At 52.7% G+C, this 26,167-nt stretch carries 21 protein-coding genes; 8 read left to right on the plus strand and 13 right to left on the minus strand.

All coding sequences use genetic code 11. The features are described 5' to 3' along the window. Positions 1 to 2: 2 nt before the first annotated feature. The 7 genes from ADINL_RS04060 to dbpA all read right to left on the minus strand — a co-directional run bounded on the left by ADINL_RS04060 (position 3) and on the right by dbpA (position 8,567). A complete protein-coding gene (locus ADINL_RS04060; RefSeq protein ID WP_036544236.1) occupies positions 3 to 662 on the minus strand; it encodes an anthranilate synthase component II in 660 nt (219 codons plus the stop codon). Further along, positions 659 to 2,059, minus strand: coding sequence for an anthranilate synthase component I family protein (locus tag ADINL_RS04065; protein ID WP_036544238.1), 1,401 nt, complete (start codon positions 2,057 to 2,059; stop codon positions 659 to 661). Before ADINL_RS04065 ends, ADINL_RS04060 begins: the two co-directional genes overlap by 4 nt. A 9-nt stretch (positions 2,060 to 2,068) precedes the next feature. Next, complete coding sequence (locus ADINL_RS04070) at positions 2,069 to 2,314, minus strand: Trp family transcriptional regulator (RefSeq protein WP_036544242.1); 246 nt, start codon at positions 2,312 to 2,314, stop codon at positions 2,069 to 2,071. 46 nt (positions 2,315 to 2,360) lie between these two features. Then, positions 2,361 to 2,786 (minus strand): VOC family protein, encoded by a 426-nt coding sequence (locus ADINL_RS04075; RefSeq protein ID WP_036544244.1) that lies wholly within the window; start codon positions 2,784 to 2,786, stop codon positions 2,361 to 2,363. Between the two features lie 35 nt (positions 2,787 to 2,821). Further along, positions 2,822 to 3,535, minus strand: a complete 714-nt coding sequence (locus ADINL_RS04080; protein WP_036544246.1) for a lytic transglycosylase domain-containing protein — start codon at positions 3,533 to 3,535, stop codon at positions 2,822 to 2,824. A gap of 70 nt (positions 3,536 to 3,605) precedes the next feature. Next, positions 3,606 to 7,034: an ammonium transporter gene (gene amt / locus ADINL_RS04085; RefSeq protein ID WP_036544248.1), complete on the minus strand. Its 3,429-nt coding sequence runs from the start codon at positions 7,032 to 7,034 to the stop codon at positions 3,606 to 3,608. 153 nt (positions 7,035 to 7,187) lie between these two features. After that, on the minus strand, positions 7,188 to 8,567 hold the full coding sequence (gene dbpA, locus ADINL_RS04090) for an ATP-dependent RNA helicase DbpA (protein ID WP_036544250.1): 1,380 nt from the start codon (positions 8,565 to 8,567) through the stop codon (positions 7,188 to 7,190). A gap of 279 nt (positions 8,568 to 8,846) precedes the next feature. Between dbpA and ADINL_RS04095 the strand changes: the two genes are divergently transcribed. Together ADINL_RS04095 and ADINL_RS04100 are read left to right on the plus strand one after the other, a co-directional pair. Beyond that, the gene (locus ADINL_RS04095; protein ID WP_036544253.1) at positions 8,847 to 9,413 is read left to right on the plus strand and encodes a TMEM165/GDT1 family protein; all 567 of its coding nucleotides are present in this window, start codon (positions 8,847 to 8,849) and stop codon (positions 9,411 to 9,413) included. A gap of 100 nt (positions 9,414 to 9,513) precedes the next feature. Next, on the plus strand, positions 9,514 to 9,882 hold the full coding sequence (locus ADINL_RS04100) for a DUF6746 family protein (protein WP_051632546.1): 369 nt from the start codon (positions 9,514 to 9,516) through the stop codon (positions 9,880 to 9,882). A 91-nt stretch (positions 9,883 to 9,973) separates the two neighbouring features. Here the strand turns inward: ADINL_RS04100 and ADINL_RS04105 are convergent, their stop codons facing one another. Next, positions 9,974 to 10,615 (minus strand): 2OG-Fe(II) oxygenase, encoded by a 642-nt coding sequence (locus ADINL_RS04105; RefSeq protein ID WP_204368191.1) that lies wholly within the window; start codon positions 10,613 to 10,615, stop codon positions 9,974 to 9,976. Between the two features lie 66 nt (positions 10,616 to 10,681). Further along, positions 10,682 to 11,614, minus strand: coding sequence for a LysR family transcriptional regulator (locus tag ADINL_RS04110; RefSeq protein ID WP_036544257.1), 933 nt, complete (start codon positions 11,612 to 11,614; stop codon positions 10,682 to 10,684). 107 nt (positions 11,615 to 11,721) lie between these two features. Between ADINL_RS04110 and ADINL_RS04115 the strand changes: the two genes are divergently transcribed. Further along, entirely contained in the window at positions 11,722 to 12,600 is an 879-nt protein-coding gene (locus ADINL_RS04115; RefSeq protein WP_036544259.1) for a DMT family transporter, read from the plus strand. Here ADINL_RS04115 and ADINL_RS04120 read toward each other — a convergent pair. Further along, entirely contained in the window at positions 12,590 to 13,045 is a 456-nt protein-coding gene (locus tag ADINL_RS04120; RefSeq protein WP_036544264.1) for an NUDIX hydrolase, read from the minus strand. The two genes, ADINL_RS04115 and ADINL_RS04120, sit on opposite strands and share 11 nt — an antisense overlap. Before the next feature lie 67 nt (positions 13,046 to 13,112). Further along, positions 13,113 to 15,290, minus strand: coding sequence for a malate synthase G (locus tag ADINL_RS04125; RefSeq protein ID WP_036544265.1), 2,178 nt, complete (start codon positions 15,288 to 15,290; stop codon positions 13,113 to 13,115). 231 nt (positions 15,291 to 15,521) lie between these two features. Here ADINL_RS04125 and ADINL_RS04130 point away from each other — a divergent pair, with 231 nt between their 5' ends. Then, on the plus strand, positions 15,522 to 16,523 hold the full coding sequence (locus tag ADINL_RS04130) for an alpha/beta hydrolase (protein WP_051632547.1): 1,002 nt from the start codon (positions 15,522 to 15,524) through the stop codon (positions 16,521 to 16,523). A 4-nt stretch (positions 16,524 to 16,527) separates the two neighbouring features. On the opposite strand, the gene serA is transcribed toward ADINL_RS04130, so the two are convergent. Continuing rightward, positions 16,528 to 17,760 (minus strand): phosphoglycerate dehydrogenase, encoded by a 1,233-nt coding sequence (gene serA / locus ADINL_RS04135; RefSeq protein ID WP_036545399.1) that lies wholly within the window; start codon positions 17,758 to 17,760, stop codon positions 16,528 to 16,530. A gap of 275 nt (positions 17,761 to 18,035) precedes the next feature. Here serA and ADINL_RS04140 point away from each other — a divergent pair, with 275 nt between their 5' ends. Genes ADINL_RS04140 through ADINL_RS15875 form a run of 3 tightly spaced genes read left to right on the plus strand, consistent with a single transcriptional unit; the run spans position 18,036 to position 23,978 of the window. Beyond that, entirely contained in the window at positions 18,036 to 19,571 is a 1,536-nt protein-coding gene (locus ADINL_RS04140; RefSeq protein WP_051632548.1) for a bifunctional metallophosphatase/5'-nucleotidase, read from the plus strand. 10 nt (positions 19,572 to 19,581) lie between these two features. Next, on the plus strand, positions 19,582 to 21,201 hold the full coding sequence (locus ADINL_RS15870) for a diguanylate cyclase (RefSeq protein WP_204368192.1): 1,620 nt from the start codon (positions 19,582 to 19,584) through the stop codon (positions 21,199 to 21,201). Beyond that, a complete protein-coding gene (locus ADINL_RS15875) occupies positions 21,183 to 23,978 on the plus strand; it encodes an EAL domain-containing protein (RefSeq protein WP_084154390.1) in 2,796 nt (931 codons plus the stop codon). The genes ADINL_RS15870 and ADINL_RS15875 overlap by 19 nt, the downstream gene beginning before the upstream one ends. Positions 23,979 to 23,980: 2 nt before the next feature. On the opposite strand, the gene ADINL_RS04155 is transcribed toward ADINL_RS15875, so the two are convergent. After that, a complete protein-coding gene (locus ADINL_RS04155; protein WP_036544266.1) occupies positions 23,981 to 24,856 on the minus strand; it encodes a LysR family transcriptional regulator in 876 nt (291 codons plus the stop codon). Between the two features lie 95 nt (positions 24,857 to 24,951). Here ADINL_RS04155 and ADINL_RS04160 point away from each other — a divergent pair, with 95 nt between their 5' ends. Beyond that, complete coding sequence (locus ADINL_RS04160; RefSeq protein WP_036544267.1) at positions 24,952 to 26,157, plus strand: MFS transporter; 1,206 nt, start codon at positions 24,952 to 24,954, stop codon at positions 26,155 to 26,157. Positions 26,158 to 26,167 lie beyond the last annotated feature (10 nt).

Genomic DNA, 26,167 nt, shown 5'->3' on the forward strand with positions numbered 1-26,167 from the left:
TGCTACTGAAACAGGAAGTTACTGATCAGCTCTTTGCCACCTTCGGTGGCAAAGGATTCCGGATGAAACTGGATCCCCTGAATGGGATGCGTTTTATGCCGGACCCCCATAATCTCGAACTCTCCACCCTGACGAATAACACTGTGGTTGGTGAAGGCGCTGCTGGGCAGGTCGCCAACACTGGCTGTGACTTCCAGACAGTCAGGCAGGCTCTGTGGCTCGGCAATCAGTGAGTGATAACGCATAATTTCCAGCTGATCAGGAATGTCTTTGAACATGTCCTGGCTGTTATGCTGAATCGGGCTGATCTTGCCGTGCATTGGCAGGGCTGCCTTGACGACCCTGCCACCAAACACATGCACAATACCCTGCATGCCGAGGCAGACGCCCAATAGCGGAATCTGCGGGCCCAGCTCACGAATGACCTCAGCACAGATGCCGAAATACTGCTCATCGTCGGGTGAGCCAGGTCCGGGCGAGATAATAATCCGGTCCGGGTTCAGCGCCTGGACCTGTTCCAGCGTTATCTGGTCGTTGCGTTTTACCGTGATATCAAAGTGTTGCAGCTGTCCGTGACTCTGTGCTGTCGACAGAATCTCGCCGATGTACTGATACAGGTTGTAGGTGAACGAGTCGTAGTTATCAATAATCAGGATGTTCATGCCTGTGACTCCTCGTCTGCCACCAGAAATGGCTCCAGCGCCTTGCGTGTTCCGGCAAACTTGCGCCGTATCTCTTCGTATTCATCTTCCGGATTGGAGTCGTAGACATTGCCACCACAGGTTTGCACATAGGCCTGATCGCCCTTGGCAAACACCGTACGAATCGGAATGGCAAAGGTACAGTCACCGTTAAAGGAAAAGTTGCCGACAGCGCCACCATAGGGGCCGCGACCGTCTGTTTCCAGCGCGTCAATAATCTTCATGGCCTCAATCTTGGGTGCTCCGGTCAGGGTGCCAGCCGGGAAGTTGCTCGCCAATGCAGAGAACATGTCTTCTTTTTCAGAGATAATGCCGACAATTTCGCTGGAGATATGCTGTACATGGCTAAACCGCTTGATATCCATCAGACTCCGTACCTTAACGGTTCCGAAGCGTGCGACACGGCCAATATCGTTACGATGCAAGTCAACAATCATATTGTGTTCAGCAATCTCTTTGGGATCATTCAGCAGTGCACGGGCAAGCTGAGTATCTTCCTGGGCATCTTTGCCGCGGCGTGTAGTCCCTGCCAGCGGGAAGGTTTCCATTTCTCCCTGGCGCAGACGGAACAGCAGCTCCGGACTGGCACCAATCAGCTTTTGGTCAGCAAACTTCAGGTAATACATCTGCGGGGACGGGTTGACCTCTCGCAACTGCTGATAGATGTTCAGCGTGTCACCCTTCAGGTTGAGGTACTTCTTGAAGCCCACTTCACACTGAAAAATCTTTCCTTCAATAATGTCCTGCTTCACTTTCATTACTGCTGAGGCGTGTTCTTCACGGCTCATGGTTTCACCGGTAAAGCGAATCTGCAGCGGGTCATTCTTCGGGCTGGGTGCCTGGATCAGTTCTGTGACCAGATCCATACGGTTTTCAGCATAGTGGAAGTAGATGATCTCGCCGGTCATTTTGTCGAGAATCAGACCGTCCTTGTACAGACCAAAGCGGAAGGCATCGAACCAGTCACTGGTTTTCAGTTTCAGGCTGGGTTCAAAATAGCTCATGGCATCGTAGCCAATATAGCCTGTCAGTCCCCCGGCATATTTTCGTGAAATAATATTCTGCGGCATGATTTCACGCAGCAGATAGTAGGGATTCTCACTGGTGTAATGCTCACATTCACCAGCGCGGGATTCGATGGTGAGCTGTTGGCCGTTGGCGTAGATCAGTTGCTCAGGATCAAAGCCGATAATGGAGTAGCGCGAGATATGGCTGTCTTCGCCCAGAGACTCCAGCATGAAGCAGACATCGAAACGTTTCTCGATTTTGCGGAATAGCTCAAAGAAATCGCAGTCCGCCGTCAGGGTCACGTAACGGGGTTTGCGCGGTAACGTAATTTTTTCGGGTCGACGGGTCATAGTGGGCTCTTAAAGGTCACGCTTCAGCGCACGTGCGCCGCGTGAGACAGTCGCGATTCCCACACCCAGCTCTTCAGCAATTTTGCGTTGAGGTTCGCCTGCTTGCAGCCGTTTCAGAATTTGCAGGCGCTTGGGAATCTCATGCAGTTCTGCCGGCGTCAGCAGGCTTTGCAGCAGTTGCAACAGAGCCTGACGATCCTGGGCCGCCAACAGTGTATCGAGCAATTCTTGAGTGTGAGGGTCTAATGTATTCATGTACTAGTACACTATCACACGCAAGGATAAAGTCAATTGCTGTCGATCATTTGGCGAATAATTGGCCGATATCCTTGAATGCCTTGAATTCCAGGGCATTACCGCAAGGATCATAAAGAAACATGGTGGCTTGTTCGCCCACCTGACCCTGAAAACGAATATAGGGTTCGATGACAAACTGAATGCCGTGCTCTTTCAGACGCTCTGCCAGCGTTTCCCATTGAGACCATTCCAGCACGATACCAAAGTGAGGCACCGGGACATCATGGCCATCCACCGCATTGGTATGCGCCTGGGTTTGCGTGTCAGTCTTGGGATGTTCATGGATCACCAGTTGATGGCCAAAAAAGTTGAAATCGACCCAGTGTTCACTGGAGCGTCCCTCTTCCAGACCAAAAATATCAGCGTAAAAATGGCGTGCAGCCGCTAAATCATACACGGGAATCGCTAAGTGGAAAGGTGACAGACTCATGCATAGGCTCCGATCAGGTTGTGATTCAATCGGCTTCAGTATAACTGACGATAGCGCTGATGGAGTATGGCAACGCGTTCGGTATAGGCCTGGGTTTCTGCAAAGGGTGGTATGCCTCCGTAACGCTGTACGGCACCGGGTCCGGCATTATAGGCCGCTGTGGCAAGGCGTGTATCGCCATTGAAACGGTCGAGCATCCAGGACAGGTACTTCACCCCGCCATAGATGTTCTGGCTGACATCCATGGCATTGGTGACGCCCAGATCCTCGGCCGTCGGGGGCATGAGTTGCATCAGTCCTTGCGCGCCTTTGGGTGAAATAGCCCGGGGATTGAAGGCGGATTCGGCATGAATGACAGCGCGGACCAGGGCCGGATCTACATTGAACCGACGTGCTTCACGCTCAATTTCAGCGGCGTACTGGCTGGTAAACAAACGGGTATTGTGCCAGTCAACCGAGGAGCCCGGACGACAGGCATAACAGTCAAAGCGCATGATGTCATAGCGAATGCCGGCTTCTGGCCGTTGATCGGAAAAGCTCAGGGTGCCGTTGGGAGAACGGTAACTGTAAATGGTCTGGCTGCGTGTTGCCGGGCGTGTTGGCGCGGCGGCTGTACCGACATTGGTAAACTCCACCCGCCCATCGGGATGGACAATACGACGGATACCCGAGTCAGCCAGGCTCAGGGTCGGCAAGATCAGGCTCGCTGTCAGCGTCAAGGCCACAAGCAGGGATGATACACGGTGCATGGCGTATCCGGTTTACAGGTGAGTTAGAGACATTATGGCACAGGCCGTGGTCAGCGTTAAGACCCTGTGATCAGCGCGGCATTACGCGTACGCTGTGCAGGGATTCGAGTGGCTCCGGGCGGCCAATATAGTAACCCTGTACATAATCCACGCCGATTTGACGTAGCAGATCCAGCGTGGTGGCATCTTCAACAAATTCGGCGATGGTTTTCAGTCCCATGATATGGCCGATATTGTTGATGGACGCAACCATAGCCTGGTCAATACGGTTGCTGGCCAGTTCCTGAATAAAAATGCCGTCAATCTTGAGGTAATCAACCGGTAGCTGTTTCAGGTAGCCAAAGGAGGACAGGCCGCTGCCAAAATCATCCAGTGCAAACTGACATCCCAGTTGTTTCAGTTCACGAATAAAGCGCCCGGCATTGGCCGGGTCTGCTATGGCAGCCGTTTCGGTCACTTCGAAGCAGATATTTTGGGCAGGTACACGGTGTTTTTCCAGTTGTTCACGAATCAGGACCAGGCAGTCTTCCCGGCCAATCGACGCGCCTGAGAGATTGATGGCGCAGAACACCGGTTGTTTGTTCTGTCGTAACTGATCACCCATCCAGGCCAGGGTGTTACAGATGACCCATTTATCAATCTTGGACATCAGCCCAAACCGTTCCGCTGCCGGGATAAAAGCACCGGGAGGAATCAACTCGCCCTTGTCATCAATCATGCGGGTCAGAATCTCATAGTGGGGCATCTGTTCAGTATCGGTTTCCAACGGTTGTATCGGCTGGAAAAACAGTCGGAACAGGTCGCGGTCCAGCGCTTCCTGTAGTCGGCTGGCCCATTGAATCTGCCCCTGACGCGCCAGTGTGTCCTGGTCGTCTGGCTGAAATAGCTGAACCCGATTACGCCCCAGGTCCTTGGCAGCATAGCAGGCGGCATCTGCATGGCTGAGCACTTCGTCCAGTGTGCCGCAGGCCTCGGTGATGCTGACCAGACCTATACTGACCCCTACCGAGAAAATCTGTCCTTCCCAGGAGAAACGGAAAGCCGTGATGGTTTTGCGCAGAGCCTCGGCTATCTCCAGTCCTTTCTCAACCGGGCAGTGGCTCAGCAGTACCCCAAATTCATCACCACCCAGGCGCGCGAGGGTGTCACTTTGGCGCAACACTGGCTTCAGCAGCCCGGACAGTTGTTTCAACAGTGCATCTCCTGCACGGTGGCCGCAGGTATCATTGACTAGCTTGAACTGATCAAGATCCAGATAGCAGAGCAGATGTGTGACCTGTTCCTGATGTGCTTCATAAATGAGTTGTTCCAGGCGCTTTTCAAATTCACGACGGTTGATCAGGCCCGTCAGTGTGTCGTGGACAGCCTGAAAGGTGAGCAACTCCTGTAATCGGTTGTTTTGGGTGATGTCCTGGAGGGCGATGACCCAGCCCATGCTCTGTCGGTTGGTGTCCAGCAAAGGGGCGCAGTTGAGCTGCACCTCAAACAGTTCACCGCGATGATTGATGAGGGTAAACATCTGTTTTTGCGGAATACGCGGGATTGTGTTGGTGGGGGCTGACAGGCATAAGGATGCCACGCTCACGATTGTATTGTCCGCCCCCTCGATACGAATCAACTGGTCAATTGGCAGACCAAAAGCCTGTTCCGCTGTCATCCCCAGCAGTTCACAGGCCATGGGGTTGAGGTACACGGTATTGTGTGCGGCATCACACGTGATGACGGCTTCGGTGATCGCCTCAAGGGTAACCTGAGCCAGTTCTGAATGGCGGTGCAGGCGTGCTTCCATGCGTTTGCGTTCACTGATGTCGCGCAGTATGGCGCTGTACTGCACACCCTCGTCCGTCGGGCTGGCGGTGGTGGTTACTTCCAGCGTTAAAGGTTCACCAAGGCTGTCGCGAGCCACTATTTCATAGGGTTCTGATTGCAGACTGCTGGCCAGTGTCACAAACAAGCGCTCAGGTGGGGTGGCTGAATAGGTTTGCTGGTTGCTGTCATGCAGCAGTAGCCTAGTCGGCTGACCGACCAGTTGGTGTACAGGTGTTTTGAACAGGATTTCGGTGCCTGGGTTGGCGCTGGTAATAATACCCTGATCGGAGAAGGTGATAATGCCATCACGCATATCACGCACAATGAGTCGTGTGCGGGTGACCATGCGATTCAGGTTGGCCATGACCCGGTTGTATTGTGATGCAATCTGACCGACTTCTGTAAACGGCTCGACCGGTACCCGTTGGCTGAGATCGCCACTGCGTTCCTGTGTCTGCATGGCCGAAAGCAGATCCGTCAGTTCGGTTTTGGCACCGTGCTCTGATACATTCAGGCCTTGTTGTTCCGCTTCCAGGCTGACACGCAACGGTAAGATTCGGTTGAGTAGCATCAGCAGGGTTAAGGCCAGTGGAAACACAAACAGGGCGCAGGCGACAATGCCGAGTGTTTGTATCCCCAGTTGTTGCAAGCGTGACAGGCCGGTATCAATCAGGTTCAGGTCGCCGAACAGTGCGACGGCCAGAGTCCCCCAGATGCCAGCAGCCAGATGCACAGGGACAGCTGAAATCGCATCATCCAGTTGCAGTCGATGCATCTGCTGTTCAGCCAGGTACATGCACAGCGCACCTATCGCACCAATCAGTGCGGCGGTAGGGGTGCTGACGACATGGCAGCCAGCTGTGATGGCGACCAGTCCGGCGAGGGTGCCATTGATTGTCAGCGCGGTGGTCTGGCTTTTGTCGGTATTCAGTAAAGACAGCAGGATGGCGGTAATGCCTCCTGCTGATCCGGCAATGATGGTGTTGACGATAATGCCAGCAATGGCGGTGGAAAACTCCAGAGTGCTGCCGCCATTAAAGCCGATCCAGCCGATCATGAAAAACAGCATGCCTAGAATCGCCAAAGGCAGGTTGCTGCCGGGAATCGATTGCACGCGACCCTCGACGAAGCGTCCGGTGCGCGGGCCGATCACCAGAATGGCAGCCAGTGCCACCCAGCCGCCGAGGCTGTGAACCACAGTGCTGCCAGCGAAATCAATAAACCCCAGTGCCTCCAGCCAGCCAGATTGAAGGTTGACGGCACCACTCCAGGACCAGTGCCCGAACACAGGGTAAAACACCAGGCTGATCATGGCGGTGATGATCAAGTACACGATAAACCGGCTACGTTCAGCAATGGCACCGGAGACGATGGTTGCGGCGGTGGCACAGAAGGTCAGTTGAAAAAAGAAAAAACTGGCGTGCCAGAACTCATCCTGAGTGAAGTCAGCAACAAACCAGCGGCTGTCCAGTTGCATGCCCTGATGCGCGCCAAACATGATACCAAAGCCGATGAGCCAGAAAAGCAGTGCCGCAACAATCAGGTCAAAGGCATTTTTCAGGGCGACGTTGATGGCGTTCTTGCTGCGGGTCAGTCCGGACTCCAGACAAAGAAAACCACCCTGCATGATCAGGACGAGTACCGCACCCATGAGTATCCATAGGGCATCCAGTGCACTTTTATCGAGCATCAGCAGTCTCCATGATTGAAAACTGCACTCCGGTGGTGCAATCAAACAGGTTGCGATAGTAGGCATCCTGTTTGAGAGCTGGAGTACAACCTACTATTCCTATGGTTACAGCAGGTTTTGTGCCAGCCCGTGCATTGAAATTAAAACAGAAGGCTACAGGCGTCTGACGCGGAAGGCGCGACCTTTGATTTTACCCTGGCGCAGTTGCTCCAGTGCATCAGCGGCAATACGCTTGTGCACCGCGACGTAGCAGGCATGATCGCCAATATCGATCTTGCCGATCAGCGATGCATCGATACCGCCCGCCCGGGTGAGTGCACCGAGTAAATCACCAGCCCGCAGTTTCTCTTTGCGGCCACCGGCAATACAGAGGGTCACCATCTCGGCTGCAGGCGGTTGCTGTTCTGGAGAAGGTGCAGGCAGAGCCGGTTGGGATTCAATGGCGTGTGCCTGCAGTGCTTCAATGCGAGACAGGCGATGCTGGTCCCGATCACCGCAGAGACTGATGGCCAGTCCGCTGCGACCGGCACGTCCGGTGCGGCCGATCCGATGAATATACACGGCAGGATCCTGGGGAAGGTCTGCATTAATGACCAGATCAACACTGTCGATATCCAGACCCCGTGCCGCAACATCGGTTGCCAGCAGGTAACGGCAACTGCCGTTGCTGAAACGGATCAAGACCTGATCCCGGTCACGTTGGTCCAGATCACCATGCAAGGCCAGGGCTTTCAACCCATAGGCGCGCAGCCCCTCGGCCATTTCCTGGCAGGCCTGACGGGTGTTGCAGAAAATAATACAGGCCTCCGGGGCCTGGGCCTGTAACAGCGCCGCAACGGCTTCGGCTTTCGGTTGGCGACCAGTATGCCAGACCCGCTGTGCTATGCGGCTGGCATCATGATGCAGCTCAACACTGACCCGGACCGGGTCACATTGGTACGCTGCACTGATAGCTTCGATTTCATCCGGATAGGTGGCCGAGAACAGCAGTGTCTGACGCGCATCGGGTGTGGCGGCCAGCAGGGTGCGCAGATCCTCTTCAAATCCCATGTCCAGCATGCGGTCCGCTTCATCCAGAACCACAACCTTGACGTTATCCAGTTGCAGGGTTTGCTTGCGCAAATGGTCTTTCAGGCGTCCGGGGGTGCCGACAACAATATGTGCGCCATGCTCTAGTGAGCCGATTTGAGGCCCGATGGGTTGGCCGCCGCAGAGTGTCACGATCTTGATATTCTCCAGATAGCGCGCCAGTTTTCGTAACTCTCCTGCCACCTGTGTTGCCAGTTCTCGGGTGGGGCAGAGCACCAGCCCCTGAACCGCAAACCAGCGTGGATTGAGTGCTTCCATCAGACCGATGCCGAAGGCTGCTGTTTTTCCGCTACCGGTTTGAGCCTGGGCAATCAGATCCCGGCCCTGCAGGATTTCAGGCAGGCTTTGCTGCTGAATGGGCGTCATTTGGAGATAACCCATATGCTCAAGATTGGCTAAGGCTGAGTCGGGCAGTGGTAACGAGTTAAAGAGAGCGGTGGTCACGATCTATCCAGAAATGATTAAAAAAACAGTATATCACATCCAGCCTTTGCGTTTGACAATCCGGGGGTTCAGGGTTAATCTGCGCCCACTCTTGGGGGAGTAATCGACCGGAACTGTCCGGGGTATCAGCCAACACACTTGAGCCACATGCTCATGGTTGATACATCTTTTTGCAGCAGGCAAAGAGACTGATGAGACCTGAGGTATGATTGCACAAACCGGGGCGGGGTGTGCATTTGTGCCTTTGGTTGTCTATACCCTGCCCCTGGACCTGTCTCAATGGATGCCTTTCTGTTCTCTGCACTGGCTGTTGCGATTGCTGAAGTGGGCGATAAGACCCAGTTGCTGTCGTTACTCCTGATTGCCAAATTCCGCAAACCCTGGCCGATTATTTTCGGGGTAACACTGGCTACCCTGTTGAATCATGCCGTGACTGCCTATCTGGGTGGCTGGCTTTCGACCTTCTTGTCCGGTCCCTGGTTTCAGGGGGTGATTGCACTCAGTTTTCTGGCCATGGCACTGTGGGTTCTGATCCCTGATACGCAGGACGATTCAGATGGGCGCCTGGTCAAATACGGCGCTTTTCTGACCACGCTGGTGCTGTTTTCACTGGCAGAAATCGGAGACAAGACCCAGGTCGCTACACTGATGCTGGCAGTACGTTTTGAGTCAGTGGTTGCGGTTACGCTGGGAACGACATTGGGTATGTTACTGGCGAATGTGCCGGTCATTTTTGCTGGTGACTGGGCGCTTAAACGTTTGCGACTGGAGTGGTTTCGTTGGGCAGCAGCCTTCCTGTTTGCCTCCATGGGTGTCTGGATGCTGTTGCATTTACTGTGGAGTTGATCCGCGTCAATAATTCAGGCTTGCAGTTTTTATTCTGTAATGATAGTTTTGCTAATACAAATCGTTATCATTTAAGTTAACTGTAATTCAGGATGAACACATGAAGAAACTGATGGCTCCATTGGCATTGGCGGGTCTGCTGGGTTTTGCTGTATCGGCTCAGGCTACGGGTGTGGAACATTTCAAGGGTTTGCCAGCTGAGACGCTGGAGCAGGCAGTGGCCAACTTTGCCGAGTACAATCAGAAACTGGCGACTGTGTTGTCAGGTGAGATTGATAACCAGGCTATGGTTGAAGTGCATGAGCTGACTTATACACTTGAAAATGCGCTGGAAAAAATTCATGCAGAGGTTGCGGAGCTGGTTGATACACTGGAAGAACTACACTTGGCGTCTGAAGCGTTTGACGCTGAAGCGGTTAAAGCGCAAGGTGATGCTTACCTGTCGGTAGCGACACAGATCGTCAAGTAATCTGCGTGTAACGTGTTTGGCAAAAATCTGTCTGGCAGGGAATAGCCCTCCCTTGTCAGACAGATCCCCCTCAATTCCGGTATATGACCTTCTAGTTCGCCGGATCTATCTGAGTATTCAATGAGTTATTCACTCTGAACCAGCCGGCAATACTGTAACGGTCCCGGTGTGTCTCGAGTACCTCGTGAGGAAAACGATCACTCAGAAATACCAGCAGGGTGCCTGTTTCCGGTAATACCTGCTCCAGTACTCTGTCACTGTCATTAGCGTAGAGCAGCAGTTCGCCCCCCTGATCTGTTTGCCATTGGTCATTCAGATAATAGACGGTGGTCAGTACCCGATTGGTACGCCCCTGAAAGGCATCCAGGTGGCGCTGATAAAAAGCTCCTGGCGGGTAGTGGGCAAAGTGACATTCATAGTCAAACAACCCCATGAACAGACGTTCATTGATTCCGCTGCGCAGCCCGTCCATCCACTCAAGATATTCGCGCTCAGCTGTGTGCTCGCTGCTTAGCCAGCGAATACTGTCTCGTCTGACGCTGTTATTGATCTGATGATCCTGGTGTCGTCCGATTCCTGCTCGCTGCAGCGCGGCTTCGGCATCCAGCTGGGCGATGCGTTGCTGTAATGTGGTGGTAGGCAGTCCGGGTAGCGGACGGGAAGTGTAGTAATAGCCCTGGTCGACCAGTGCATCCGCGATGGTGTCATAAAGTTCAGCACAGGCAGGGGACATACATGGCTCCGAAGTCATCAGAAAACTGTTCGCTTTATACACCTAACGGTGGTTCAGGTCACCTGTTTATGAGGGGCGCAGGCCATTCTCTATTGCCTGTTGGACCAGCCAGTGTCTTAGTCGTTGAATGCTGCTTTCATGACGCCGTGTCAGCTTCCAGGCAAAGTAAAAGGTGTCTCCGGTAATCAGTGAGTGGCAGGGCAAGCGCACAAAGTCCTCTGCATCATGTTCCGGGTTGAGCATGTAATCATTTGTCAGTGCAATACCCTGATCAAAACGGGCTGCTTCCAGTGCCAACAGCATATGACTGAAATGCTGCACCGGCTGTTCAGCAGGCAAAGCGCGGTCTGCGACGGCATACCAGGCCTCCCAGTCACCGGCACTGCGATCATAAATACTGTAAGTGGACAGCAGGGGGTATGAAGCCAGCTGCTCCAGTGACAGAGCGTCTACAGCCGGGTCGAGCTGCTGTTCTCGACAGATGCGTTGCCAAAATGCCTGGCTGCATACCGGAAACAGGCGTTCCGTATAGAGCAGGTCATAGGCGAAAGCCGGGGAGCTTTGTTTGATGGTGATAAAGCAGTCGGCGACTCTGTCTGAAAGACGCGGATTCTCGCCGGTCATTTCCAGTGACAGCTCCAGTTGCGGGTATTGACGGCGTAGTTCGGGCAGACGGGGCACCAGCCAGCGGACCGCAAAGGAGCTGAATACTGACAAGCGCAGTCGAGAGGTTTCGTGTCCCAGCAAGCGTTCGCTGGCACGCTCAATCTGCATCAGTGCAGAACTGATGGCTTCCTGATATTGCTGCCCTTCTTCTGTGAGAGACAGATAGCGTCCAGTACGTATAAACAAGGATTCACCAAGATAGCTTTCCAGCTGTTTGATCTGATGGCTGACAGCGCTCTGGCTAATGGACAGTTCATCCGCTGCTTTGGAGAAGCTGTTCAGCCGGGCAACAGCTTCAAACACTGGCAGGGCTTTCAGGGGTGGTAATTTCATTATCTAAAAATCTAATAAATTCATTATAAATATCATTTTATCAGATAAAAAGAGCTAGGTAGAGTGTGACTGTTCAGATTGAGTATGACGGTGTTAAGGAACAGTGTATGTCAGGTAAAACAGTTAATAGTGCCATTTTTCTGCTGGTGATCGGTAATGCCCTGGCGCTGGTATCGGATATCTTTATTAAACTGCTGCATCCGGATACGCCGGTCTTTCAGTTTGCCTTTTTGCGCTCGCTGATGACACTGGTGTTACTGTTGCCTTTTTGCCGTGTCTTGGCAGGACAGTCTTTCTTTCAGGGTGCCCGGGTGCACTTTATCCGTGCGCATATCCATCTTGCCGGGATGGTGTGCATGGTGATTGCATTGACCCATCTGCCGCTGGCAACCGCCAACGCACTGTTTTATGCAGCGCCGATTCTGGTGCTGCTGCTGTCGGCAATATTTTTTGCTGAGCGCCTGACACCTTTGAGTCTGATGGCTGTGTTCAGCGGCTTTGCCGGTATTCTGGTCATACTGCGTCCGGTGGAGTTTAACTGGGCAGCCTGGGCGGCTCTGGTGTCAGCGCTGGCATTGGCGTTGGGGGCTCTGTTGGTACGTAAACTGCCCAAACAGCAAACCACCGGGCATAAGCTATTGCTCAACTATCTGTTGCTGTTGCCGACCGCCGGGGTGTTAGCCTGGTGGGAGGGAGCGGCGTGGCAGCCGGAGTTGCTGTTTAATGCGTTTGGCTCTGCCGTGTTTATTCTGGGATACAACGTCACAGTGTTGCTGGCATATCGTCAGGTCGATGCCAGTCAGGTGACCAGTGCAGAGTATACGGGATTGATCTGGGCAGTCCTGATCGGCTGGATTGCTTTTGCCGAGCGCCCGGATATCTGGTTTCTGGTGGGTAGCCTGATGATTGTGATACCGCTGGTGTTGATCGGCATCCAGCAAGGACGCCGTAACCGTCAGCGTATCCATCGGCCAACTACTTCCTAGGCTGCTCTCGAATCAGCGATAACGGAAAGTGTTGGCCACTCAGGTCATCTTCGATCAGTTGCATGACCAGATCACTGCGCAAGCGCTGTTGCTGGTTGAGTTGCTGTATTTCAGCCAGCGTCAGCCAGTGACAGGCAATAATATCAGGGTCCAGCTGGTCACTGACCTGCTCCAGAGCCTCGGCCCGAAAACCAAAACGATAATAGGTTTTGTTCTGGTCCGGTAACTCCAGCAGATAGATGCCGATCAGATGGCTGGGTCTGGCCTGCCAGCCGGTTTCTTCCAATACTTCGCGGATACAGGCTTGAACCGGTGTTTCCCCGGCTTCAATGTGTCCGGCCGGTTGATTGAACACTGATGCATCGGGATCACCTTCTTCAACCAGCAGGTAGCGATCATCGCGTTTGATCAGTGCAGCAACGGTGACGTGCGGAGAGAATGCCATAATTACCTTCCAAAAAAGAAAGCCCGCTGAGGCGCGGGCTTTATGGATTGTTCAGGCGCTGTTCGAATTAAGCGCCAAATTTAGCCTTGGCTTCGATACGACGACGGTGCAGAACCGGTTCAGTATATCCGCTGGGCTGTTTACGCCCTTCAAATACCAGCTCGCAGGCAGCCTGGAACGCCACGCTGCCGTCAAAGTCTGCAGCCATCGGGCGATACAGTGCATCATCAGCATTCTGCTTATCCACAACGGCGGCCATGCGCTTCAGTGTTTCCATAACCTGCTCTTCGGAGCAGATGCCATGGTGTAACCAGTTGGCAATATGCTGGCTGGAGATACGCAGAGTCGCACGGTCTTCCATCAAGCCGACGTTATTGATATCCGGCACCTTGGAGCAGCCGACACCCTGATCTACCCAGCGGACCATATAGCCGAGGATACCCTGGGCGTTATTGTCCAGCTCCTGCTGAATTTCTTCAGCACTCCAGTTCGGGTTACTGGCAACAGGGATGGTCAGAATGTCATCAAGACTGGCGCGAGGGCGTGATTTGATCTCATTCTGGCGCGCAAACACATCAACCTTGTGGTAGTGCAGTGCGTGCAGGGTGGCTGCGGTGGGTGAAGGCACCCATGCGGTGTTGGCACCTGACATGGGGTGAGCAATTTTCTGCTCCAGCATGGCTGCCATGAGTTCTGGCATTGCCCACATACCTTTGCCGATCTGCGCCTTGCCCTGCAGGCCGCACATCAGTCCGGTATCGACGTTCCAGTCTTCATAGGCCTTGATCCAGGCCGTGGCTTTCATATCGCCCTTGCGCAGCATCGGGCCTGCTTCCATCGAGGTGTGCATCTCATCGCCGGTACGGTCCAGGAAGCCGGTGTTGATAAATACCACACGCTCTTTGGCGGCACGGATACATTCTTTCAGGTTGACAGTGGTACGACGCTCTTCGTCCATGATGCCCATTTTCAGGGTGTAGCGCTCAAGTCCCAAGGCATCTTCGATACGTGCAAACAGTTCGTTCGCAAACGCAACTTCTTCAGGACCATGCATTTTCGGTTTGACGATATACATGGAGCCGGTGACGCTGTTACGGAATTCACTGTTACCTTTCAGATCGTGGATAGAGATCAGAGAGGTGATCAGGCCGTCCATGATGCCTTCAGGGATTTCGTTGCCGTCTTTGTCCAGTACGGCATTGATGGTCATCAGGTGACCAACGTTGCGCACGAACATCAGGCTGCGGCCTTTCAGTGTCAGGGTTGAACCATCGACCGCTGTATATTGACGGTCTGCGTTCATTTTTCGCGTAAATGAACGGCCACCCTTGGTGATTTCTTCCGTCAGAGTGCCTTTCATCAGGCCCAGCCAGTTGCGGTAGACCACAACCTTGTCGTCGGCATCGACGGCAGCGATAGAGTCTTCACAGTCCATGATAGTGGACAGCGCGGCTTCCATCAGTACATCTTTAATGCCAGCTGCATCAGTTTTGCCAATGACGCTGTCGCGGTCGAACTGGATTTCGAAATGCAGACCATTGTGTGTCAGGCACACTGCGGCTGGGGTCTCGGCCTTGCCAACATAGCCAACCAGCTGTGCAGCATCGGCCAGGCCTGTCTGGCTGCCGTTTTCGAGTGTGACCTGCAGAGCGCCATTCACAACCTGGTAAGCGGTGGCATCTTTGTGAGAGCCTGACGCCAGGGGTGCGGCTTCATCCAGGAAGTTGCGGGCAAAGGCGATAACCTTCGCGCCACGAACAGGGTTGTAGCTGTTACCTGCTTCTGCACCACCCTCATCAGAAATGGCGTCGGTGCCATAAAGGGCGTCATACAGGCTACCCCAGCGCGCATTAGCGGCATTCAGGGCATAGCGTGCATTCATGACTGGAACAACCAGCTGAGGTCCGGCCAGTTGGGCCATTTCAGGATCTACGTTGCTGGTGGTTGCGCTGAAATCTTCACCTTCAGGTAGGAGGTATCCTATTTCCTGCAAAAACGCCTTGTAAGCGTTCATGTCCAGTGGCTGACCTTTGTGTTCCAGGTGCCACGCATCGATCTGAGCCTGAATCTGCTCACGCTTTTTCAGCAGTGCACGGTTACGTGGTGCAAGATCGTGGACGATAGCGTCAAAATGTTGCCAAAATTGCTTCTGATCGACACCGGTGCCGGGCAGAGCTTCTTGGTTGATAAAGTTGTACAGGTTTTCTGCGACCTGCAGGCCGCCAATCTGAACCCTCTGGCTCATGGTTATGCCTCAAGATTTTTATTGTCCCGGGCTGACACAAGGCAGCGCCCCTCGGGTAATGGTTAATAACAAAAAAACATCCGTACCATACCGTAAAAATCAGGTATTGTCCCTAGTAGAAGGGTCTAACATGACTTGTCGTCAAACTGTCATGTTTGAGTGCAATCATCAATCGGGCCGCCTAGAATAGGTCTTCGCCAGATGCAGAGTTCAGTGATAAGAAAGATGGATATGCCCTCAGCCCCGATACACCTGCCAGATGAATCCTGGGTGCAAGCCTTGCAGGATGAGCTGGAAGTATTTGATCCGACACAAGCCACCCTGTGTGATGTCCACCTGCGCGAGTATTATGCGCTATACGGGTTTAACCGCTTGCCTGATGATATTGAGTACTCAGCTGGCAGTCACTGGATTGGTGATACCCAGTTATTCTTGCAGTATTTCAAACGTCGCTTTGCCCGGGGTACTGTGGTGCTGCTGCATGGCTATACTGATCATTCCGGTTTATACCTTCCTTTGATTGAACATCTGTTGAGCACTGGCTGGAATGTGTTTACTTATGACCTGCCTGGTCATGGAGTGTCTTCAGGGGAGCCTTTGGGTGTTATCAGCTTCCAGTCCTATGTCAGACAGCTTCAGTCACTTCTGGACCATTATGTGCAAAGCTTTCAGGGGCAGGTGGTGTTGGCTGGGCAGAGTACTGGAGCAGCCATCCTGTTAACCCTGTTGTGTCAGTCGACATCAAAGCAGAAAGCAGGCTGGCGTATTCGTGGTGGAGTGCTTCTGGCCCCCTTGATTCGCCCGACTGACTATTATTCGGTTCGTAGCCTTTACCGGATTTCACACTGGTGGCTGCATCGGGTACGTCGACGTTTTAATGAAACGTCACATGATCAGCAGTTTCTGGCTTTTCGTAATGAAAGGGATCCGCTGCAGCATCGTTATATGGCGATGAGCTGGATCGGTGCAATGCTGCAGTGGATCGACGAAATTGAGCACTCTGAGCCTTGTGAAGACCCCTTGTTGATACTGCAGGGGACGGATGATCAAACGGTCAACTGGCGTTATAACATTCAAGTACTGGAGCGGCTTTGTCCTGCGGCGGAATTGCAGTTGATTCGGGATGCCCGCCACCATCTGGTGAATGAGTCGGGTCCATATCAGGAAAAAGTGTTTGCTGGAATAGACCGGTTTCTGGGGAAGCTGTCTCGTCAGAAACCGGTCGCGTCTTGAATACTCAGAACAGGCGGCGGCAGCGGATGGTGCCGTCAATACTGGACAGCTTGTCCAGTGCCAGTGCGGAGTAGTCGGCATTCACGTCGATAACAACATAACCAACGCTTTCGTTGGTCTGCAGGTACTGACCGAGAATGTTGATGTTGTTTTCTGAGAAAATGCTGTTGATGCGTGACAGTACCCCTGGGATGTTCTGGTGAACGTGCAGCAGGCGGTGGCTGTCTGGATGACCTGGCAGGGCCACTTCAGGGAAGTTGACAGAGGTGATTGAAGAACCATTGTCACTATAGGTGATCAGTTTTTCTGACACTTCGTAGCCGATATTTTCCTGCGCTTCCATAGTGGAGCCACCAACATGCGGAGTCAGGATAACATTGTCAAAACGACGCAGCGGGCTGATGAATTCATCATTGTTGCTGCGTGGTTCAACCGGGAATACATCCACTGCTGCGCCCAGTAGCTTGCCTGACTCCAGTGCATCACACAGTGCTTCGATATCCACCACATTGCCGCGTGAAGCGTTCAGAAACACGCTGCCCTGCTTCATTTGGGCAAATTGAGCTGTACCCATCATATTCCGTGTAGAGGGTAGTTCAGGGACATGCAGGGTGACGATGTCGCTGATTGACAGCAATTCGTAGAGTGACCCTACCGGTTTGGCGTTGCCCAGCGGCAACTTGGTGACGACGTCGTAGAAGTAGACATCCATACCCAGGCCTTCGGCCAGGATGCTGAGCTGTGTGCCAATGCTGCCGTAGCCGACAATGCCCAGCTTTTTACCACGAATTTCGTAGGAATTCTTCGCCGTTTTCTGCCATTCGCCGCGGTGCGCGCAGGCATTTTTTTCGGGGATGCCACGCATCAGCAGAATTGCTTCAGCCAGAACCAGTTCAGCTACCGAGCGGGTGTTGGAATAAGGGGCGTTAAAGACCGCGATACCCGATTGGGTGGCAGCCGTCAGGTCAACCTGGTTGGTACCGATACAGAAGCAGCCCACGGCAACCAGCTTGTCGGCGGCTTCAAAGACACGTGCAGTTAATTGAGTACGCGAGCGAATACCGACAAAGTGGACATCGCGAATTCGTTCAATCAGCTCATCTTCAGAAAGTGAACCGCTATGTGTTTCAATATTGGTATAGCCACTGGCGTGGAAGGTATCGATGGCAGACTGGTGCACACCTTCCAGCAGCAGAATCTTGATTTTGCTCTTGTCCAGAGACGTCATCTTAGTCATTGTGGGCAACTCACCGAATTGTGCGAAGAATATCGCCATTTAATGTCAGGCGACGCATAGTATCACATCAGCGACAAAGAGTGATGCCTGGACTCTTTGGATAAACGTCTAATTATTCATTCAGACGTGAAAAAATCTGATTTGCCCAGAGTGCAGTTTTTTTCTGTTGCAGCGGCATGATTTAGCTTTTTTTTCGGTAATGCAGTAATCTCAATTTACAGCCGCCTGTTTGAATGGATCATAGAGTCCGGGTTCGGTGCTGCAAGGAGAGGGTGATGTCAACGATTCCGTTTCATATTGGTCGTAATTGTCTGTATGGCTTGCTGGGATTGCTGCTCTGGTTGCCTGTAACGCTTTGGGCGCAAGGTCCTTCTATCCGTCTAGTCTATGTTAGTGAGATGACTGAGATGGACAGCGTAGAAAAAGGCAGTTATCCGAAGCTGGCAGGGTTGCTGCAACACTACCGTGCAGATAGTGTTCCTCTATTGTTCATTTCGGGTGGAGGAGGCTTGGCCCCCAGCGCTATGTCATCACTGGATATGGGCGCACATATTATTGATCTGCTGAACTCGCTGGAGCCTGCTCTGATGGTTGCGGGAAAGCGCGAGTTCAGTTTTGGTGAGGATGTATTGTCCTTGCGCGCTTACGAAGCGGCTTTTCCAGTCATTGCATCCAATCTGCACGACCCTCTGACATCCAATAACCTCGATGGTATCAGCAGTTCTGTGATGATTCGCCAGGGCAATGTGCGTCTGGGGTTTGTCGCGGTCGTACCCCCGATCACACATGAAGAGTACAACCTTCAGCGCGTTGAACTGCTGGATCCGGTTGACAGCATTACTCGTCGAGCAGCGGCTCTCAGAGCTGCCGGTGCAGACCGGGTGATACTCACCTATTCCTGCTGTTATCGGGATTACCTGGCCTATTTTGACGCACTGGATCAACTGCTGCATCAGGGGGTGATTGATCTGGCATTGGGCAAGGATGAGCATCTGCTGCTTGCGGAACATGCACTTGAGCAAATGCATCCCGCGCATATCTGGGTGACAGAAGGTGATCAGGTTGCCGTCATTGAGCTAGACCTGGCAAAAGCAAGTGACAGGTTTGTGTTGCACTGGCAAACAGACAGTATGAATAACTATGCAGCCGATGCCATGCTGCAGCAGCAGGTGGACGAGTATCTGCAGCGCTTGGAAGTACTACTGAACGAAGATATCGGCCAGGTAAACAGTGCATTTGCAACCTATCAGGCGGATGTGCGTACCATGGAGAATGCTCTCGGTAATCTGCTGGCTGATGTTGTACGTGTGCATGCCGGAGCAGATATCGCCCTGATCAATGGCGGTTATATTCGCGGCGAACGGGAGTATGCTCCGGGTGATCGACTGACTCGCCGGGACATCATGCGTGAGCTGCCATTTCGTGACCAGATCGTGTTACTTCATGTGAGCGGTGAAGCCTTGTGGGCGGCCCTGGAAAATGGCTTTAGCCAAATAGAGGAGATCAAGGGACGTTTTCCTCATGTCTCGGGAATGCGGGTGCAGTATGACAGTCGTCGCCCTGTAGGACAGCGAGTGGTGTCGGTGGAAATTGCCGGAAAGCCTCTGGAGCTCTCACGTCAGTATCGCCTGGCCACGCGGCAGTTTATTGCGACTGGTGGTGACGGGTTTGATATGTTTGGCGACTATGTACCGCAGCGCTATGCCGGACAAATGACGCGTTTGGTTGCCGATATTCTGATGGATCATGTACAGCAAGCCGGTGTGATTGCACCGGTCCTTGATGGCCGGCTTGTCGATCAGGCACCTTGATGGGGACATGATGATAAACCGACGCCCGATCGCTACCCGTCTGAGTCTTGCGTTATTCAGCTTCCTGCTACTGTTTATGCTGATGGCAGCCATTGCCTATTACCGTTCTGCTACTTTTGAGAAGCTGCTGGTAGATATCGTTGAAGACGCCTTGCCGGATATACGTCAGTCGGCACAGCTAACCACCCAGGTGAAAGAGTTTCCATTTCTGACCGAGCAGCTGTCTCAGGCTGAGAGTCAGGCCATGCGTCGTCTGGCCCGTCGTGATATTGATTTGAAAAGTCAGGCACTGCAGACACTATTGAGCGAACAGCCGAATGTGCAGCTCAGTCTCAAATTTGATGTGATACAGCGTGAGCTGGAGTATTTGGATCAACTGGTTGAGCAAAAGCTGCTTTATCAGCAGCAGATTCATCAGCGTCTGGATCAGATCCACCATTTTTATGACCAGATTGAGGCATTGGCGCTGGAATCCACAGCAATACCCGACTGGGCACTGAATTTCTCAGGTATTTTGATTCGCGCCGGACGGGTGCCGGTGATGAGCCGCTTGAGTGATGTGCGTCAGTTGGCGGCTCAGATAGAGCAGGAGTTGCAATGGCAGCGTGATTTATTAACTGATCTGGATCCGGTTTTGCAGGTCAGTGCCTCGACGCTGCAAGACAGTCTGGCCCAACTGCTCCTGGATCAAGACGGCTTGATCGCCATGCGCACTGAGCAGTTAAGAATACAGGGGCGAGTGACCGGACGGCATCACTTTATTCGTTCCATGGTGCTGGATTTTGGTCATGAGGTCGAATACCTGGGGGTGCAGCAGCAGAATCGACTGGTTGCCGAGGTCGGTGAGCTCAAGCAAACGCTCAGCCGCCAGACCTACTGGATTGGCATGCTGTCACTGCTGGCACTGCTGTTTCTGGTCAGTATGATCTGGTTTATCAAGGTACAGGTGATTAATCGTCTGGTTAATCTTAAATCCAGTGTGATGGATCAGGTCGGCAAGCAGGCTGAACTGATTGAGGTGACAGGTCGGGATGAAATTACAGAGCTGGCTCAGGCCTTTAATTTCTATGCGGCTCGTGCCAGTGAGCAAAGCACCCGTGTAGAAGCGCTGTCGCGTACGGATGCCTTGACCGGTATCAGTAATCGTCGAGGTTTTGATCATCAGCTCCAGCGACTGGTGGATTTGTGTCGTGAGCGACAGTTACCCTTGTGTCTGTTAATGATTGATGTTGATTTTTTCAAGAATTACAATGATCTATACGGGCATTTGGCAGGTGATGAATGTCTGCGCCAGGTGGCGTCGATTTTGCGCCGAGTGGTTGGGCGTAGTCAGGATTTTGTTGCACGCTATGGCGGTGAAGAGTTTGTCTGTATTCTGCCGGAAACCGACATCACCGCAGCACGTTTGTTGTCGTCTGAACTGCTGGAAGCAATTCGGGTGTTGAATATTGAGCATAAAGGCAGTGCCGTAGCCAACTATCTGACCTTAAGTATTGGTATTACGGGCTGTGATGGTGACTGTTTGCCGGACGCTGAAGTTTTGATAGGGTTGGCAGATGAGGCACTGTATGAAGCCAAGGCCAAGGGGCGCAACTGTATGGTGGAAAAGCGATGTGGTACCGACACCTGATGCGCCGAGGCCTGAGGCTTTTGATGCTGCTACTGCTCAGTTGTCTGAGTATGTCAGTTCAGGCGCGAGAACGGCTTTTTCAGATAGGTTTTCCCCTGGTCTATGACCTGCAACAGACCCAACAGCAATGGCAGCCCTTGATTGAACACTTGAACCAGCAGCTTGGGCCATCCTACCGCTTTGAACTGCAGATCCTTGATCTGGATGCCCTGGAGGATGCGGTTGCTGCGTCTGAACTTGATTTCCTGTTCGTCAATCCTTCTCTCTATGTGTATTACAGCTATCGTTATGGTTTGTCCTCGCCGCTGGCGACCCTGTTGAACTATGAGCAAGGCCAGACTATCAGCCAGTTTGCCGGAGTGGTCTTTACCCGTCCAGAACGCACAGAAATACGTCAGTTAAGTGATCTGAAAGGATTAACCATCGCAACGCCATCACAGCAATCGCTGGCGGCTTATCAGATGCAGGCTGTGGAGCTGAAACAGCAGGGTCTGGATCTTGATACAGATATTGTCTGGCTGGAAACAGGATTGCCACTGACCAGTGTGATGGATGCGGTGATGTCCGGAGCGGCAGATGCCGGGTTTATGCGGGCGGGTGTACTGGAGAAGTTGCAACAGCAGGGACAGATCTCGCCCGGAGTTTTCCGTGTAGTGGCGCCAAGGCAAGTGGCCGGGTTTCCCTGGATTACCAGTACCCGGCTTTATCCCGAATGGCCCTTTGCGGCCCTTGCACATACGGATACGGATGTGGTTCGTCAGGTCACGGCCGCATTGCTGAACCTGCCAGTGAATAGCCCTGTTACGCAGCAGATCGGCATTGCTGGTTTTACCATCCCCGGAGACTATCGTGGTATAGATCGTTTGCTGCAGGATTTGCGGTTACCACCCTTTGATCAGTCTCCGCCCATTTCATTGCAACAGATCTGGCTGCAATGGCAACTTTACTGGCTGCTGCTGATTCTCTGTGCAGCGGCGTTACTGGCCTTTGCTGTAATCATATTGAAACGTAAAAACCGTCACCTGGCGATTACCCAGCAGACTAATCAGCAGATTACGGCACAGTTGCGAGAGAATGAGGCACTGTTAAACCATGCGCAGCAGGTCGCCCGTATTGGCAGTTGGGATTACGATCTGCAGACCGAACTGTTTAACTGCACAGATCAGATGCGTCTGATGTTTGGTTTGACGGCTGATCAGCCGATACGGATTGATGATTTTATTGCACGTATTGCTGAAGAGGATCGTGCCTACGCACTTAAAGCCTGGGACACCGCTCTGAAAAAGGGCCGTGATTACGAAATGGACTACCGTGTACAGGTTGGACACGAGCTGCGCTGGTTTCATGAACGCCTGCATGTCATTCGTAATACCCGGGGCGACATGGTACGTCTGTTGGGTACTGTTCAGGATGTAACAGATAAGGTTGAGTATGAACAACACATTGAGTCCTTGGCATTTAACGATGCTCTGACCAAAATCCCCAATCGAGCCTGGTTGCATGAAGCATTGGATAAGTTACTGCGTCAACGTAATGTGCGGCCTCATTCTGCAGTGTTGGTACTTTTAAATATTGATCGCTTCAAAACCATCAATAATGCCAGGGGCAGTCGTTTTGGTGACGGACTGCTATGTGCTATTGGTGAGCGCCTGCAAGGCTGTGAGTTGCTTGATGTATCGGTCAAGGTGGCACGTATAGCCGGTGATGAGTTTGCGGTTTTGTTGCAGTCGGATCGTTTGGTTGAGTTGTCAGTGAACAGGCTGGAAGCGCTGCTGGCAGAACATTGTCAAGCGTTGTTTGCACAACCTTTCATGGTTGACGAAGAGCCTGTCAGTGTGACGGCAAGTGCCGGAGTGACTCGCTTTCCGGAGCTGGATGATCCCCTGAGTGCTGAACAGGTTTTTCAACGGGCCAGCATGGCGTTGACGCATTCCCGTCTGGAAGGTGGTGGTCAACTGAGCTTTTATGAGTCGCCGATGAGTGAGGCAGCAGGTTATCGCTTCCGTCTGGAACGTGATTTGAGTCGTGCTGTGCAGCAAAACCAGCTGCGTCTGTTTATGCAGCCTCAGTTTGATGTGCAGGGTCGTAAGCGCGCGGCTGAATTGCTGTTACGCTGGGAACATCCGGAGCTGGGTATGATATCCCCGGCAGACTTTATCCCGATTGCCGAGTCGTCCAATTTGATTGTTGATCTGGATGTCTGGGTTCTGGATCAGGCGTGCCAACTTATCCGTCAGGCAGCTATTCAGGGCGTTGAGTTGTGCCTGGCCGTGAATATCAGTCCACGGCATTTCTGCAAACAGTCTTTTGTGCCCTGGATGCAGTCTGTACTGGAACAGCAGCAGATCAATCCCCGGCAGTTAATGCTGGAAGTGACGGAAGGGCTGTTTCTGAATAACATCGAGGATGTGTGCGCCAAAATGCAGGCTTTGCGCCGTCTGGGTGTTTCCTTCTCAATCGACGATTTTGGTACGGGGTACTCCTCTTTGGCGTATCTCAAGCGTTTACCGGTCAATGAAATCAAAATTGATCGCAGTTTTGTTCAGGATGCGCCGCGTGATACCGAAGATGCCGCGTTGATTGAAGCCATCCTGGCAGTGGCCGATAAAATGCAGTTACAGGTGGTGGCAGAAGGGGTGGAAACCCTGGAACAGGCAGAATTCCTGAAAGCCCGCAGTCAGTCTATTCTGTTTCAGGGGTATTTCTATGGTCGGCCTGCTCCGGTACAGGAATGGCTGATGCGCTGGCAAAACAGCGAACAGGCCGAGTCTGTCTGAGGTTATTGGCGAATCTGATCTGCCAGAAACTCGATAAAGGTCCGGTTGGCACGTGACAGGTATCCCCCTTTGCGCCAGGCCAGTGACAAGTCCAGCAATACGGGCTGCTCAAAAGGACGAGCCACCAGTGCCGGTTCGTCACGTATCACCATTTGCAACAGTGTTGAAATGCCAAAACCCTGCTTGACGATCTGTTTGATCAGTGGGATCAGATTGGTTTCAAAGCCAATATGAGGCTGCAGTCCGGTTTCCTTGAGCAGGCGATTGATCACTTCGCGGTGAAAATAGCCCTCTTTGAACAGTACCAGCTCCTGAGCAAAAAAGTCCTGGGGCGAGATGCGTTCACAGCTGGCCAGAGGGTGATCGTCGGCCATCACCACCATCATCTCTTCACGTAAAAACGGGCAGACCTCCAGCTCTGATGCGGCTGAGTCCTCGACGATGACGCCAATATCTATCTCACCGCTAAGCAACATCTGCTGCAGCTTGCGGGTGCCCGCTTCAATCACCGAGATCTGTAAATCCGGATAACGGTGACGAAATGCCATCAAAATAGGGGGGAAGTAGTAAGAACCCAGCATGCCTGGAATGCCGATGCGAACCTCGCCACGTTTCAGTCCACTCAACTCCTGCATGGCCAGTTCGGCTTCCTCTGCAGCCATCAGAACGCGTCGGGCATGCATCAGTAACTCACGGCCTTCATCGGTCAGACTGATTTGGCGGTCATGGCGGTGAAAAAGGGAAATTTCCAGCGTTTGCTCCAGCTTCTGAATGGCCATGCTGACCGCCGGTTGTGCCAGATGGAGCTGCTCAGCAGCAGCCGTAAAGCTGCCCAGCTCAGCCACTTTGACGAAATAGCGCAGATGTTTAAGGTTCATATCACTTTCTCTTATCGTATCTATCATTAGTATATATTTTTATGATGATGATGTCAGCGCTAAACTCATGTCATTCCGATAGTGAGGTGTGCCGTATGATTGACAGCAGCAGTCCACAGTTTTGGCGTGCCACGCTGGCGCTTTGTCTGGCATCTTTCATCATATTTGCCAATCTGCACGGTATGCAGCCTCTGCTGCCGATGATGGCTGAAAGCTTTGGACGTACGGAGCTGGAAATCAGTCATGCGTATACCATTGCCACACTTGTGTTGGGGTTGGCGCTGTTACTCTATGGTCCGCTATCAGATGCCCTGGGGCGTCGTGGCATACTGTTGCTGACACTGGCAGGCGTGGCATTGACTACCTTGGGGCTGGCCTGGGTGCAGGACTATAACCAGCTTTTCTGGATGCGTGCCCTGCAGGGATTTTTCCTGGCAGGTGTGCCGGCGGTGGCTATTGCCTATATGGGAGATGAATTCAGCCGTCCGGCGATGGTTACGGCAGTAGGCTTGTATATTGCGGGTAACTCTCTTGGCGGTGTAACTGGCCGTTTGTTGGCTGGTGCGATAGGTGATTGGCTCGATTGGCCGGATGTTTTTCTGCTGCTGGGTGTTGCCAGTATCGCCGGTTTGCTTCTGGTGGTGTGGCTGTTGCCTGCGTCTCAGCACTTCAAGGCGGTTGCATTTCGTCCCACACGTATGTCACGTGATCTGCTCAGTCATTTGCGTAACCCGTTGCTGTTGATTGCCTATCTGATTGGAGGCCTTAATTTTCTGGTCTTTCTGAATCAATACACTTACATCACCTTTGTGTTGGCAGCTGAACCCTATCAGCTTTCAGCAACCTGGATCGGACTGTTGTTTATGACCTATCTGACCGGTACAGTCGGATCCTTGTTATCGGGGCGTTTGAGTCGGCGCTTTTCAGCTCCTTTGTGTATGGCGACAGGCATTATGATCCTGATGCTGGGCAGTTTGCTGACGCTGATGGATACCCTGCCAGCCATCATTGCCGGTTTCTTTATTAACAGCTTCGGTTTTTTTCTCACCCATTCAGTGGCCAGCAGTTGGGTCAGCCAGCATGCGCGACATGCACGGGCCAGTGCTTCGGCCCTCTATCTGGTGTTCTATTACGTGGGAGCCAGTGTCGGCGGTTTTTACCTGCACCCTTTCTGGTCGCTGGCTGGCTGGACAGGCGTGGTGGCGGGTTCCTTGTTGATCTTTGCCGTCACCCTGGGGTGTGCGATGATACTCTTCTACTGGCAGCGCTCAGAGAAGGCATGGGTTGTGTCCAATTCATAATATAAAACAG

The sequence above is a fragment of the Nitrincola lacisaponensis genome (genome assembly GCF_000691225.1).
GTDB classification, from domain to species: Bacteria; Pseudomonadota; Gammaproteobacteria; order Pseudomonadales; family Balneatricaceae; genus Nitrincola; species Nitrincola lacisaponensis.